General features: G+C 67.3%; 12 protein-coding genes. 8 read left to right on the top strand and 4 right to left on the bottom strand.

Annotated elements, in window-relative coordinates; all coding sequences use genetic code 11:
* Nucleotides 1–301 precede the first annotated feature (301 nt).
* Nucleotides 302–1468, top strand: coding sequence for a GGDEF domain-containing protein (locus tag NCCP691_RS00825; RefSeq protein WP_220806336.1), 1167 nt, complete (start codon nucleotides 302–304; stop codon nucleotides 1466–1468).
* A gap of 33 nt (nucleotides 1469–1501) precedes the next feature.
* Here NCCP691_RS00825 and NCCP691_RS00820 read toward each other — a convergent pair whose 3' ends face one another.
* Nucleotides 1502–3796 carry an NADP-dependent malic enzyme gene (locus NCCP691_RS00820; RefSeq protein ID WP_220806335.1) on the bottom strand — a complete coding sequence of 765 codons (2295 nt, stop codon included), beginning with the start codon at nucleotides 3794–3796 and terminating at the stop codon, nucleotides 1502–1504.
* Between the two features lie 194 nt (nucleotides 3797–3990).
* Between NCCP691_RS00820 and corA the strand changes: the two genes are divergently transcribed.
* Complete coding sequence (gene corA, locus NCCP691_RS00815) at nucleotides 3991–4971, top strand: magnesium/cobalt transporter CorA (protein WP_220806334.1); 981 nt, start codon at nucleotides 3991–3993, stop codon at nucleotides 4969–4971.
* Here the strand turns inward: corA and NCCP691_RS00810 are convergent.
* Entirely contained in the window at nucleotides 4903–5379 is a 477-nt protein-coding gene (locus NCCP691_RS00810; protein WP_220806333.1) for a LysR family transcriptional regulator, read from the bottom strand. The genes corA and NCCP691_RS00810 overlap by 69 nt on opposite strands.
* Before the next feature lie 245 nt (nucleotides 5380–5624).
* Here NCCP691_RS00810 and NCCP691_RS00805 point away from each other — a divergent pair, with 245 nt between their 5' ends.
* From NCCP691_RS00805 to NCCP691_RS00785, 5 genes are all read left to right on the top strand, one after another.
* A complete protein-coding gene (locus tag NCCP691_RS00805; RefSeq protein WP_220806332.1) occupies nucleotides 5625–6290 on the top strand; it encodes a MarC family protein in 666 nt (221 codons plus the stop codon).
* 23 nt (nucleotides 6291–6313) lie between these two features.
* Nucleotides 6314–7240: a rhodanese-like domain-containing protein gene (locus NCCP691_RS00800; protein ID WP_220806331.1), complete on the top strand. Its 927-nt coding sequence runs from the start codon at nucleotides 6314–6316 to the stop codon at nucleotides 7238–7240.
* Nucleotides 7241–7503: 263 nt separating this feature from the next.
* Nucleotides 7504–7923: a DoxX family protein gene (locus NCCP691_RS00795; RefSeq protein ID WP_220806330.1), complete on the top strand. Its 420-nt coding sequence runs from the start codon at nucleotides 7504–7506 to the stop codon at nucleotides 7921–7923.
* 165 nt (nucleotides 7924–8088) lie between these two features.
* Nucleotides 8089–8898 carry an alpha/beta hydrolase fold domain-containing protein gene (locus NCCP691_RS00790; protein WP_220806329.1) on the top strand — a complete coding sequence of 270 codons (810 nt, stop codon included), beginning with the start codon at nucleotides 8089–8091 and terminating at the stop codon, nucleotides 8896–8898.
* Between the two features lie 191 nt (nucleotides 8899–9089).
* Nucleotides 9090–9911, top strand: coding sequence for a Crp/Fnr family transcriptional regulator (locus NCCP691_RS00785; protein ID WP_220806328.1), 822 nt, complete (start codon nucleotides 9090–9092; stop codon nucleotides 9909–9911).
* Between the two features lie 5 nt (nucleotides 9912–9916).
* Here NCCP691_RS00785 and hpnE read toward each other — a convergent pair whose 3' ends face one another.
* Nucleotides 9917–11362 carry a hydroxysqualene dehydroxylase HpnE gene (gene hpnE / locus NCCP691_RS00780; RefSeq protein WP_220806327.1) on the bottom strand — a complete coding sequence of 482 codons (1446 nt, stop codon included), beginning with the start codon at nucleotides 11360–11362 and terminating at the stop codon, nucleotides 9917–9919.
* 167 nt (nucleotides 11363–11529) lie between these two features.
* Between hpnE and NCCP691_RS00775 the strand changes: the two genes are divergently transcribed.
* Nucleotides 11530–12087: a sugar O-acetyltransferase gene (locus NCCP691_RS00775; protein ID WP_220806326.1), complete on the top strand. Its 558-nt coding sequence runs from the start codon at nucleotides 11530–11532 to the stop codon at nucleotides 12085–12087.
* On the opposite strand, the gene NCCP691_RS00770 is transcribed toward NCCP691_RS00775, so the two are convergent.
* Nucleotides 12080–12940 carry an AraC family transcriptional regulator gene (locus NCCP691_RS00770; protein WP_220806325.1) on the bottom strand — a complete coding sequence of 287 codons (861 nt, stop codon included), beginning with the start codon at nucleotides 12938–12940 and terminating at the stop codon, nucleotides 12080–12082. The two genes, NCCP691_RS00775 and NCCP691_RS00770, sit on opposite strands and share 8 nt — an antisense overlap.
* Nucleotides 12941–12943: the final 3 nt, after the last annotated feature.

Genomic DNA, 12943 nt, shown 5'->3' with positions numbered 1-12943 from the left:
CTGGCATGTGCTTGCTTTTCAAACATGGTCTTTCCTTTACTGTGAGACGTGTGGCCATGACTAGCAGCTTCCGTGCCGCACCGCACAAACGCGTCGCAGCCTTATTCCACCGTGTCATGCGCATGAAATATAAGGAATACCTGCTGCACTGCGCAAATCTTACAAATTGAATGTGAGCAACGGTCATCGGCCTGTTCATTCCTTTACTCCCGAGAAGTTTCCCTATTACAATTCTTTAATCGCCAGGGGAAATCCCTGGCATTCGCATCGCTTACATTGCTGGCAACAACAAGGGTTTACCGTGCTGGGAGTCGAACCGCGTTCCTTCATCGTGATTTCCGCGGCCTTCGGCATGCTGTGGGCGTTCATTTTTTTCGTCCTGCATTCCAGCTTCCCGCGCGAGATCAGGGGCCTTGCCCGCTGGGGCTGGGCCTGCACGATGATGGCCGCCGGCGCGGTGCTGTTCGCGACCTATGGCGCGCTGCCGGTTTTCCTGTCCAGCTTCGTGCCCAACCTGCTGGTCGCGGCCGGCGTCGCCGCGATGCAGGGCAGCGTGCGGGCCTTCGGCGGACTGCCGCGCCGCGACGGACCGCTCGCGCTGCTCCTCGGCTTCACCGCGCTGGCCATGTTTCCGGCGACGTTCCTGGATGACGATTACCGCAGCCGGCTGATCATCATGAGCAGCGTGCTCACGCTGCTGTTCGGCGCGTGCGCGGTGGCGATCTACCGCTTTCAGCAGAAGGGCTTCGCCGAACGCTTCACCGGCGGCGTGTTCGCCGCCACGGCCTGCATCATGCTCGCCCGCTGCCTCATCGCCATCTCCCAATCGCCTTCCCTGACCCGGCCGCAGATCGATGCCACGCCGGTGCACCAGGTGTACATGGCGACGTTTTCGTTTTCCATCGTCGCCCTCAGCGTCGGCTTCCTGCTGATGGCGAACCGCCAGCTTCACCGCAAGCTGGAATCGCTGGCGATGCGCGACAAGCAGACGGGCGTATATCGTCGGGACGCCTTTCTCGCGCTGCTCGACAGGGAGATCGCCGAATCCAGATCGGGCAAGCGCTCGATGTCCGTGCTGATGATCGACCTCGACGACTTCAGGGCGATCAACGAACAGCACGGGCAGCAGGCCGGCGACCGCGTGATCGACGATTTCAGCGCGAAGGCAAGACAGTCCCTGCGCCGCAACGATGCGATCGGCCGCTACGGGGGCGACGAATTCCTGGTCATGCTGCCCGATACGTCGGCCGAGGGCGCGCAGGCGGTGGGGCAGCGCATCATGGACGCGGCCGCCGAGGTGCGCCGCGACGATGTGCCGGCCTATACCGTCAGCATCGGCATCGCGCGCCTCGAGGCCGAGCGCGAGGACGCCGGCGCCATCATCGAAGCCGCCGACAAGGCGCTGCACGCCGCCAGGAAGGCGGGACGCAGCCGCATCGAGTTCGCGGCCGAGCCGGTCCGGCGCTGAGCGTCCGCGTCCCTGCGCGACGGCCGGCGGCTCTCAGCCGGCCGCGCCGCCCTGCTCCGCTTTTCCCGCCGCCTTCACCGCCGCCAGCGCCGTCATGTTGACGATGCGGCGCACGCTCGCCGTCGGCGTGAGGATGTGCGCGGGCCTGGCCAGGCCGAGCAGGATGGGGCCGACCGTGATGCCGCCTCCCGCCACCATCTTGACCATGTTGAAGCTGATGTTGGCCGCGTCGAGCGACGGCATGATCAGCAGATTGGCGTCGCCGGTGAGGCGTGCGTTCGGAAAGGTCTGCTTCAGCAGCCCGAGCGAGAGCGCGGCATCGCCGGGCATTTCGCCCTCGATCTCCAGATCCGGGGCGCGCTCCCGGATCATGCCGAGCGCGGTCCGCATCTTGCGCGACGAGGGCGTGTCGGCGGTGCCGAAGCTCGAATGGGACAGCAGCGCGACCCGCGGAATCAGGCCGAAACGCCGCACCTCGCTGGCCGCGAGCAATGTCATGGCGGCGATCTGCCCGGCGTCGGGATCGGCGTTGACATAGGTGTCGCAGACGAAGATGGTGCGGTCCGGCAGCAGCAGCGCATTCATCGCCGCCAGCGTGCCGGCGTCTTCGCGCATGCCGATCACGTCGACCAGGTCGCGCAGATGCCCGCCGTAGGCGCCCGAGGTGCCGCACAACATCGCGTCCGCCTCGCCGCGCCGCATCAGCATGGCGCCGATCAGCGTCCGGTTGCGGCGCAGCGCGAGCCGCGCGTCTTCCGTCGATATGCCCTTGCGTTCCATCAGCCGGTAGTAGTCCTGGTGCAGTTCCTCATAAAGCGGATAGCCGGTCGGGTCGACCAGTTCGAAGTCGCTGTCCGGCCTGATGCGCAGGCCGAGCGTCCGGATGCTGGCGGCGATCTCGTCCGGCCGGCCCACCAGGACCGGCCGCGCGAGGCCTTCGTCCACCGCGACCTGGACCGCCCGCAGCACGCGCTCGTCCTCGCCTTCGGCATAGATCACGCGCCTGTCCGCTTCTTTCGCTTCCGAGAATACCGGGCGCATGATCATCCCGGTGCGGTAGACGTAATGGGTCAGCTGCTGCCGGTAGAGCGCCAGGTCGGGAATCGGCGTGGCGGCAATGCCGCTGTCCATCGCCGCCTTCGCCACCGCCGGCGCGATCTTCACGATCAGGCGCGGATCGAAGGGATTGGGAATCAGGTAATCCGGGCCGAAGCTCATGCGCCGGTCGCCGTAGGCGGTGGCGACGACGTCGGACTGTTCTTCCTGCGCCAGTTCGGCGAGCGCGTGCACGGTCGCGATCTTCATGTCTTCATTGATCGCGGTCGCGCCCACGTCGAGCGCGCCGCGGAAGATGAAGGGAAAGCACAGCACGTTGTTGACCTGGTTCGGATAGTCGGAGCGGCCGGTGGCGATGATCGCATCGGGGCGGACGGCCTTCGCCGCCTCGGGCCGGATCTCGGGCTCGGGATTGGCGAGCGCGAGGATCAGGGGATCGCGCGCCATGCGTTCGACCATCTCCGGCCTGAGCACGCCGGCGGTCGACAGCCCGAGGAAGATATCGGCGCCGTCCATGATGTCGGCCAGGGTGCGTGCCTCGGTGGGACGGGCATAACGTGCCTTGCTCGGGTCCATCGATTCGGAGCGGCCGGTGTAGACCACGCCCTTGCTGTCGCTGATGGTGATGTTTTCCGGCGCGAGGCCGACCTTGACCAGCAGGTCGAGGCAGGCGATCATCGCCGCCCCGGCGCCGGAACCGACCAGCCGCGCACTGCCGATGTCCTTGCCGACGACCTGCAGGCCGTTGAGGACGGCGGCGGCGACGATGATCGCGGTGCCGTGCTGGTCGTCATGGAACACGGGTATCTTCATCCGCTCGCGCAGCTTGCGCTCGATGTAGAAGCACTCGGGCGCCTTGATGTCTTCCAGGTTGATGCCGCCGAAGGTCGGTTCGAGCGAGGCGATGATGTCGACCAGCCGGTCGGGGTCGGTCTCGCTGATCTCGATATCGAACACGTCGATGCCGGCGAACTTCTTGAACAGGCAGCCTTTGCCCTCCATCACCGGCTTGCCCGCGAGCGGCCCGATATTGCCCAGCCCCAGCACGGCGGTGCCGTTGGTGACCACCGCCACCAGGTTGCCGCGCGAGGTCATGTTGCCGGCTTCGCGCGGATCGCTGACGATCAGTTCGCAGGCGGCGGCCACGCCGGGCGAATAGGCCAGGGCCAGGTCGCGCTGATTGGTCAGGCCCTTGGTGGGCTGCACCGATACCTTCCCGCGGGGAGCGGCACGGTGATATTCGATTGCCGCCTGTCGCAACTGTTCGTCCATGTTGTCTCTCCATTGAGTTGATTTCCGGCCGTCATCGGCCGCGCCCGCATACAGGGGTTTGAGCAGGAGCAAAAGCGGCTGGTTCGCGAAAATCGGGGAATTGCGGCGCGCCCTCACATGTGAACTCCGACAATACCCGGCCGCTTCCATGGCCTTACCATGTGCCGTCCGTCAATCGCGTCGAGGAAACCTCCATGTCCAGTCCGTCCGCCATCGTGAACTGCTCCGCCTACCGCCAGGGCAGGAAACTGCGCGACCTCAGCGCCGAGGAAATCAGCGATGTCCTCGGCGACAGGGAGACGTTCGTGTGGGTCGGGCTGCACGATCCCGAACAGGCGCAGCTCAGGCAGATGCAGGAGGAATTCCACCTGCATGAACTGGCGATCGAGGATGCGAGCAACGCGCATCAGCGGCCGAAGCTGGAGGAGTACGGCGACAGCCTTTTCCTGGTGCTGCATACCGCGCATCTCGAGAACGGCCGCATCGAGGTCGGCGAAACCCACATCTTCGTCGGCCAGCAATTCGTCGTGACCGTGCGCCATGGTCCGTCGAGCAGCTACAGCGGCGTGCGCGAGCGGGTCGAGGCCATGCCCGAACGGCTGGCCAGGGGGCCGGGCTTCGTCCTCTATGCGATCGCCGATTTCATCGTCGACCAGTACCGGCCCTGCATGGACGACCTGCGGGCGCGCTTCACCCGGCTGGAGCGCCAGCTGTTCGTGCCGCGGCAGACCGACGACGGACTGGAGTCCTTTTACCTGCTCAAGAACGAACTGCTCAAGCTGCAGGCCGCGGCCACGCCGATGATCGATATCTGCAACCAGCTTCTGCGATTCCACGGCTATCTCATCCCGCGCGAAACCCGCGTCTACTACCGGGACATCCTCGACCATGTGGAAAGAATCACCCAGGACGCCGACCGCATGCGCGAGATGATCAACGCCGCGATGCAGGTGGCGCTCGCGCAGATCACCATACGCCAGAACGAGGTGGTCAAGCGGCTGGCCGGCTGGGCCGGTATCCTCGCCGTGCCGACCATGGTGTTCAGCCTGTACGGGATGAATTTCAAGTTCATGCCCGAACTCGAGTGGCAATGGAGCTATCCGCTCCTAATGAGCGGACTCGCCGGTGCCTGCGTGCTGCTGCATCGCCGGCTCAAGCGCATAGGCTGGCTGTAGGCGCGGACGGCGGCCGCGCTTGCGGGACAGGTCCTCGTCGAGGCTGTGGTCGCCGGCGCCGAAGGCGAACACCTGCAGCAGGCCGCCGGCCAGCGCGAGGTCCTTCAGGACAGGTACCGACATCTCGGGGGCGAGCCCCGCCGTCAGGCTCAGCCAGACGCCGACGATCTGCAGCGCCGCGAGCGCGAGCGCGGCGGCACGGGTGCGCCAGCCGACGATCAGCAGCCAGCCGCCGATCAGTCCGGCGCCGGCGGCAGCGGCGGAGGCGGCCGCTCCGAGCCGCAGGTAGGCATCGCCCGCGGCCAGGGTGGCGGCGGGATCGAGCCTGATCGCGGCATCGACGATGAAAGCGAGGCCGAGCAGGCTCCTGCCGGCGGCGGGGAAGGTTTCTTGTACGGGGATGTTCATTTCTGGCTCCTAGTCGGGATTCGCACATGTTCTGCGCGGCGTTCGCGCATGTCTCCCTGCTGTCCGAACCCAGTCTAGGCGCCCCGTTCGCCAGGATAAACCCGCCTTCCCGGCCATCACCATTCCTTCAACGATGACAATCACGATTATTCCCCTCATCGTGATACTGCAGCACACTCATGCTCGTTTATCCCGCTTTTCCCGCTGATTACACTGGGCGCATCAACTTGAAAGGGGACGAGACCATGGACATGTTCTTCCTGAAGGCCGCGCTTCTGGTGCCGCTGACGCTGCTGCCGATACTCAATCCGCTGGGCAATGCCACGGTCTTCGCGAGCGCGGCGGCCGGCGCCGGCCCCGAACTGGAAAGCCGGCTGGCGCGGCAGGTGGCGCTGAACTGCCTTTTCCTGCTGCTGGGCGCGATGCTGATCGGTTCGCAGGTGCTGGCCTTCTTCGGCGTGACGCTGCCGGCGGTACGCCTCGGCGGCGGCCTGATGGTCGCGGCCGCGGGCTGGTGCTTCCTGAACGAAGCCGCCGCCGGAACGGGCGCCCAGGCCGGCAATGCCTGGTCGGAATCCCTGGTGAAGACGCGCAGCTTCTATCCGATCAGCTTCCCGCTGACCGCCGGACCGGGCAGCCTGGCCGCCGCCATCACGCTCGGCGCGACCGAGCCCGGCGACCTGTACGACCGCGCGGCATCGGTCGCCGGATCGATTCTCGGCCTGGCCGTCACGGTCGCCGTCATCTATCTGTTCTACCGGCACGCCAGCCGCATCGTCGGCCTGCTGGGCGAGGCAGGCACCGTCGTCGTCCGCCGCCTGTTCGCCTTCATCCTGCTGTGCGCCGGCATCCAGGTCGCCTGGAACGCGGCGCTCGACCTGCTGGCCGCATCCGGCCTGCGTCTGTCCTGAACACCGGCCACGAGGGGATCGCCATGACACTCCTGCTGCAATGGATCGAGCATTACGGCCTCGCCGCCGTGTTTCTGAATGTGCTGCTGGAGCAGGCGGGGCTGCCCCTGCCTGCCTATCCGACGCTGGTCGTGGCCGGCTCGGTCGCCGATGCCGGCCGGCTGTCGACGCCGCTGCTGGTACTGGTGTCGGTCGCCGCGGCGCTGACCGCGGATCTCGGCTGGTATTACGCCGGGCGCCGGCATGGCCAGAAGCTGATGGCGCTGCTCTGCCGCATCTCGCTGTCGCCCGATTCCTGCATCCGCCAGACGAGGAATCTGTTCAACCGCTGGGGGCCGCACGCCCTGCTGGCGGCCAAGTTCATTCCCGGCTTTGCCTCGCTTGCCGCCGCCCTGGCGGGCAAGAGCGGCATCCGCCTGCCGGTGTTCCTGCTGTTCGACGGCATCGGCTCGCTGCTCTGGGTCGGCTCGGCCGTCCTGCTCGGCGCCGGCTTCAGTTCGGATATCGCATGGCTGCTGCATACGCTGGAACAGGTCGGGACCGGCGGCCTGCTGCTGATCGTCGTCGTGCTGGCGTCCTACGGCCTCGCCAGGTGGTGGCGGCGGCGCCGCTTCGCCCGCTCGCTGCGGGCGCAGCGCATCACGGTGGAGGAATTGCACGGTCTGCTGCAGCAGCAGGAGCAGCCGCTCGTGATCGACGTGCGGGCGCCGGAACTGCAGCGCGAGGGACGCATCCCCGGCGCGCTGCTCGTCGCCGGCAAGCTCTCGCGCGGCGAGGCGGCGGCCGCGCAGCTGGCGCGCGAGGTGATCGTCTATTGCGCCTGCCCCGACGAAGCCTCCGCCGCCCAGGTCGCCCGCATGCTGATGAAAACCGGCGTCGGCCGGGTGCGGCCGCTGCTCGGCGGCATCGACGCCTGGCGCCAGGCCGGCTATCCGGTGGAGGCCGACTGAGGTACCTGCCCTGATACGCCCCGCCCGAACGGACGACGCCGCGCTTGCGCGGCGTTTTTGCCTTCGGGCGGGCGGGCGCGCGATACCCGGGCGCTGCGAACGGCAATTATCATCATTGTGTGAATTGTGATGGTTGTGCTTATCTGTTTATCACGATACTGATGATGTCTACACTTGCTTCATCGACGCTTGAACACCCACCGGGCTTTCTTCCGGCGCCGATCAAGCCCACCCCTATCACTTTCAAGAAAAGGAGCATCACCATGAACAAGCTGAACCTGCAGAATTCCACCCTCCCCCTGATCGGCCGCGTGCTGCTGGCCGCGATCTTCCTCATCAGCGGCGTCGGCAAGATCGCCGCCCCCGCGGCGACCGCCGGCTATATCGCCGCGATGGGCCTGCCGTTCCCGGCGCTCGGCGTGCTGCTGGCGATCGTGGTCGAAGTCGGCGCCGGCCTGCTGCTGGTGCTCGGCTACCGCACCCGGCTCGTCGCGCTGCTGCTGGCCGCCTTCTCGATCGTCACCGGCCTGGTCTTCCACAACGCGATCGGTGACCAGAACCAGCTGATCCATCTGCTGAAGAACTTCGCGATGGCCGGCGGCCTGCTGCAGGTCGCCGCCTTCGGCGCGGGCGCCTTCAGCCTCGACGCCCGTACGGCCACGCCGGCGGTACGCACCGCCTGAGCATGCGCAAGCGCAACGAACGCGGGCCGAAAGGCCCGCTTTCCTTTTGTCGGGCCTCCGCGCCGTCATCACCATTCCGGGAACAGCGGTGCGCCGATCGGCGCGTTTATCGCCGCCGCTCCGATACCTAGACTGTCATCACCGAACCTCCAACAAGGAACAGCCGTGCGAGCCAACCCAGAAACCATCCCCGCAGCCGCCAACGAGGGCGAGCTGCAGCTGCTTTGTCCCGCGCAGGGCGGCTCGCTGCCGCTGCGCATCTACCGGGGTCCGCGGTCGCGCGCCCACCCCGCACTCGTTTATCTTCACGGCGGCGATTTCGCCAGCGGCAGCCAGGACGACGCGACCGCGATCGCCCGCGCGCTGTCGGACACCGCGACCGTGGTCACGGTCGGTTATCCGCTGGCGCCGGCATCGGTGTTTCCTCATACCCTGGAAGCCTGCTTTCCTGTGCTGGCGTGGGTGGCGGAACATGCGAAGGCGCTGCGCATCGATCCGATGCGCCTGTACATCGGCGGAGAACAGGCGGGCGGGGCCCTGGCCGCGTCGCTCGCGATGATCGCGCGCGACCGCCTGTTCGACCGCGCGAAAACGAGACGCCTCGCGGGACAGGTGCTGATTTCGCCGCTGCTCGATCCCGCCCAGGCCACGCCGTCGCTGCGCGAGGCCGGCGATCATCCGGCGCGGCAGGCGTGGGCGAGCTATATCGTGCGCCCGGGCGACTTCAACCATCCGTATGCGTCGCCGCTGCGCTCGCGCAGGCTCGCCGGCATGCCGCCCTGCCTGCTGCTCACCGCGCATGACGATCCCTTGCGCGACGAGGCGAAACTCTATGGCCGCGGCTTGCAGAGCGCGGGCGTGCCGGTACAGCTTCAGCATCTCGCGTCGTCGGCGGTCACCGGGGCAGGCAGGACTGCCCTCGTGCAGGCGCGCGCGGAACGGATACGCGATTTCCTCTCGGGCAAAACCGCATGAGCAACGGGGTGGCTGCATATTGTTTTTCCGCCTTGCATCGCGCTTGAGACGGCTCAAGCGCGCGTAGGAAATGCCCGAATCGCAGGCATTCTTCCGACACGCGAGTTCAGCCTTACGCTGATAGTCGGAACATTGCCGGACGTTGATAATTCAACGCAATCCAATCAGGCATCTCCAAGAGGAAAAAACAAATGCTGACCGCAAACACTTCGACTCAAGCCCGCGTCTCTCTCGCCATGCCGTCCCCCGCCGGCGCCAACTGGTCGCGCCAGCCGAAACTCTGGTCGACGATGAGCGACCTCTGCTCGCTGGTCGGCATCGCCGAGGCCGTGGTCGAGGACAGCTTCCAGTTCCAGCATGTGCAGTTCAAGGCGGGCCAGCGCATTCACACCATCGGCCAGCCCTTCGACATGCTTTACGTGGTCAACTCCGGCTTCCTGAAGACGGTGATGATCGACGAGCTGGGCAACGAGCAGGTGCTGTCGTTCCCGATGAAGGGCGACATCTTCGGCATCGACGGCATCCACGGCAAGCAGTACTGCACCGAGACGGTGGCGCTGACCAACTGCGACGTGATCCTGGTGCCGTTCAAGATCCTGACGTCGCTCGGCCGGACGCATGCCAGCCTCGAAGCCGCCTTCCATGCGGTGATGTGCCGCGAACTGGTGCGCGAGCAGACGATGATCAGCACCCTCGGCTCGCTGACCTCGGAAGCCCGGGTCGCGCGCTTCCTGGTCTACCTGTCCCAGCGCTTCGCCGAGATGGGCTATTCCGGCACGCAGTTCAACCTGCGCATGACGCGCGCAGAAATCGGCAGCTACCTCGGCCTCACACTGGAGACGGTGAGCCGCACTTTCTCCGCCTTCAATGCGATCGGCGTGATCTCGGTCGATCAGAAGGCCATCCAGATCCACGACCTGGAATCGCTGCGCACGCTGCGCCGCCTGCCGCCCTCCCGCGCCCGCGTGCGCGCGGAAGCACGGCGTGCGTCGATGGATGCGATGGCAGCCTGATTCCGTCAGCGCCCAGGGCCGCCGCCTGAACCGCGATAAGCGCGGGCGGCGCGCCGCACCAGCCCCGACAGCCCGTCGGGCATGCGCGGCGGCCGGGCGAGACGCTGCGGCTTGCCGAGCGCGGCCAGCACTTCCTCCGCCGACAGCATGCCCGACATGACCGCGCTCTCCATCGTGCACGGCAGACCGGTTTTCACCCAGTCGCCCGCGAGGATCAGGCCGGGCACGCGGGTGCGGGTGGCCGGCCGCATGCGTTCGAATCCCACCACCGGACAGGGTATCGCCATCGGGATGCGGTGCACTCTCGCGTGGACCAGCCGGGCCTGCGCCGCCGCCGGCGCGAACTCCGCAAGCTCCGCCACCGTGGCCCGCACGATCTCGTCGTCGCCCAGGTGATGTACCCGATGGCTGTAGATGATGTTCGTCGCCACCACCGAAGCCCTGCCCTCCCAGCCCCGCCGTATCCTGCTCAGATCGTAGAAGTCGTAGTTGAGCCGCGCGGGCGACCACAGGTGGGACACGAAGCGCCGCGGCATCACGGGCCGGTCGAACCAGAGGTAACAGGACACATAGGGACTCGGCTCGAACCTGCGGAGCGAGGCGAACGGCTCCGCGCGCTTCCATTCGGCGGGCAGGACGCTGTCGAGCTCGTGCGGCGGCAGCGCGGAAATGATGTGCCCGGCATGCAGGCGGGTGCCGTCCGCCAGCACGACGGACGGGGCGCGCCCGCCGGCCTCGATCGCACGCACTGCGCAGCCGGTCCGCACCTCGCCGCCGGCCGTGCGTATCACGCGCGCCGCCTGCTCCGCGTAAAGCTCGCCGAGTCCGACCGCCGCAAAACCGAAATGCAGCCGCCGGTAACCGCTGAGCTGCCCGTGTATGCGCAGCAGCGAGGCGGCGGAACAGCGCTCCAGCGGTACGTTGGTCACGACCATCGCCGCGAACTTCCACCACCACTCGATCATGCGTTCGCTCACGCCGGACCGGCGCATGAAGTCGAGCGCGCTCTGCGCATCGAGCGCGCCGATGTCTTCCTCGAGCAGCTTCATCGCGCGCCAGGTGGGAATGGCCATCGAGAGATGATCGCGAAGCCGCAGGCCGGGCGCTTTCAGCAGGCCGGGGATCAGGCTCAGCGGCGGCGGCAGCGGCGAATGCCCCAGCGGCATCGGGCCCGGCGCGGTGGCCAGCGCGATCACTTCCTCGGGTTGCCACTGGATCAGCTCGCGCGTGCCGAGCCGTTGCAGCAACGCCAGCATGTTGCGGTATTCGGAGTGCACGACATGCGGGCCGATGTCGACCATGTCGCCGCTCACGTCGTCGCGCCAGCTGCCCGCGCGGCCGCCCAGCCGCCCGCCGCGTTCGAGCACGGCGACCTGCAGGCCGCGGTCGGCGAGCGCAACCGCGCAGGCAAGGCCGGCCAGGCCGCCGCCGGCAATGATGGCATCGGGCATCGGACGCTCCTTGATCGGTGGAACCGGATAGACACCGCATCACCGGAAGTGTTCTTCGCCCGGCCACGGGCCGTCGATGCAGATGACGCCGGAAATGCCTGGCGCGAACTAACCGAACCCGCGCCGGCGCGCGGCATCTACCGTTCTTTCCACGACTACCGCCCAGCATGAAAAGCGAAAAGGAAAAGATGCTCGCCGGCGAGCCGTACGATCCCCTCGACGCGCAACTCAGCGCGGATCGCCGCCGCGCCCGGCTGCTCACCCGGGCGCTCAACGATACCCGCGACGACCAGCCCGAGGAGCGCGCCCGCCTGATCCGCGAGCTGATGCCGGATTCCGGATCCGGCACCTGGATCGAGCCGCCCTTCCATTGCGACTATGGCGCCAACATCACGCTCGGCGACCGGGTATTCATGAACTTCAACTGCGTCATCCTCGATGTCGCGCCGGTGCGCATCGGCTCGGGAACCCTGCTCGGTCCGGCGGTGCAGATCTACGCCGCCACGCACCCGATGCGCGCGCAGGAGCGGCGGACGGGGCTGGAAGCCGGCCGGCCGGTGGAGATCGGCGACGAGGTCTGGATCGGCGGCGGCGCCATCATCTGCCCGGGCGTGCGCATCGGCCACCGCAGCGTGATCGGCGCCGGCAGCGTGGTCACCGGCGATATTCCCGACGATGTCTTCGCGGCCGGCAATCCCTGCCGCGTCATCCGGCCGATTACGTAGCCGGCACGGCGGCACCGGGATCGGCACCGGATCCCGCCTGGCGCCTCAGCCATTCGGTCGGCGACATGCCGTAGCGCGCCGCGAAGGCGCGGGTGAGCGCCGGCTGCGTGCCGTAGCCGACGGCCGCCGCGACCTCCTTCACCGACTTCCCCTCCAGCAGCGCGCCCTGCGCCAGTTCCATCCGCCACGCGGTCAGATACTCCGCCGGCGTGGCCCCGATCAGCTGCCGGAAGCGATTGGCGAACGCGGTGCGAGACATGTGCGCCTCGGCCGCCATCTCATCCACTGTCCAGGGGCGGGCGGGATGATCGTGCAGCGCCGCCAGCGCCGGCGCGAGCTGCGGATCGGACAGCCCCGCCAGCGCGCCGGCATGGATCAGCCCGTGCCGGTGGGCGTGGCGGATGAGATGCACGACCAGGATGTCGCACAGGTGGTTCAGGATCAGGCGGTTGCCGAGTTCGTCGCGTTCGGCTTCCGTGAAAAGCAGCGCCAGCACGGCGTCGAGACCGTCGGCTTCCTGCAGCGGGAGCCGGATGACCGGCGGCAGCGCGAGTGCGATCGGATTGCGCCGGAAATGCCTGAAGCGCACGCTCGCGCATAGCAGGTGCGCCTGCGAGTCCGAAGGCACGACGAGGCGGTGCCGGTAGGGTCCCGGATAGAAAACCAGGCTGGGCTCCTGCAGATCGAGCACGCTGCCGTCCGCGTGCTCCATCGCCACGCGCCCGGCGCGCAGCAGGTGCAGGTGGCCGACTTCGTCGTCTCCTCGGAACAGGTTCTCGCCGCAGAAATGACCGCGGAAAAAGACCGATGCCTCGAATCCGAAGTGCGGCAACAGTGAGAGCAGGCGGTCCATGGA

This window comes from Noviherbaspirillum aridicola (assembly GCF_019656455.1).
In the GTDB taxonomy this organism is placed as follows: Bacteria; Pseudomonadota; Gammaproteobacteria; order Burkholderiales; family Burkholderiaceae_D; genus Noviherbaspirillum; species Noviherbaspirillum aridicola.
The sequence above is the reverse complement of the archived record's forward strand: the minus strand, read 5'-3'. Positions and strand labels throughout refer to the sequence as shown.

Bases quoted from the DNA above. Each gene is read 5' to 3' on its own strand.
- NCCP691_RS00775 (WP_220806326.1), top strand. From the start codon at position 11,530: ATGAAAAGCGAAAAGGAAAAGATGCTCGCCGGCGAGCCGTACGATCCC.
- NCCP691_RS00795 (WP_220806330.1), top strand. From the start codon at position 7,504: ATGAACAAGCTGAACCTGCAGAATTCCACCCTCCCCCTGATCGGCCGC.
- hpnE (WP_220806327.1), bottom strand. From the start codon at position 11,362: ATGCCCGATGCCATCATTGCCGGCGGCGGCCTGGCCGGCCTTGCCTGC.
- NCCP691_RS00785 (WP_220806328.1), top strand. From the start codon at position 9,090: ATGCTGACCGCAAACACTTCGACTCAAGCCCGCGTCTCTCTCGCCATG.
- NCCP691_RS00820 (WP_220806335.1), bottom strand. From the start codon at position 3,796: ATGGACGAACAGTTGCGACAGGCGGCAATCGAATATCACCGTGCCGCT.
- corA (WP_220806334.1), top strand. From the start codon at position 3,991: ATGTCCAGTCCGTCCGCCATCGTGAACTGCTCCGCCTACCGCCAGGGC.
- NCCP691_RS00770 (WP_220806325.1), bottom strand. From the start codon at position 12,940: ATGGACCGCCTGCTCTCACTGTTGCCGCACTTCGGATTCGAGGCATCG.
- NCCP691_RS00810 (WP_220806333.1), bottom strand. From the start codon at position 5,379: ATGAACATCCCCGTACAAGAAACCTTCCCCGCCGCCGGCAGGAGCCTG.
- NCCP691_RS00800 (WP_220806331.1), top strand. From the start codon at position 6,314: ATGACACTCCTGCTGCAATGGATCGAGCATTACGGCCTCGCCGCCGTG.
- NCCP691_RS00805 (WP_220806332.1), top strand. From the start codon at position 5,625: ATGGACATGTTCTTCCTGAAGGCCGCGCTTCTGGTGCCGCTGACGCTG.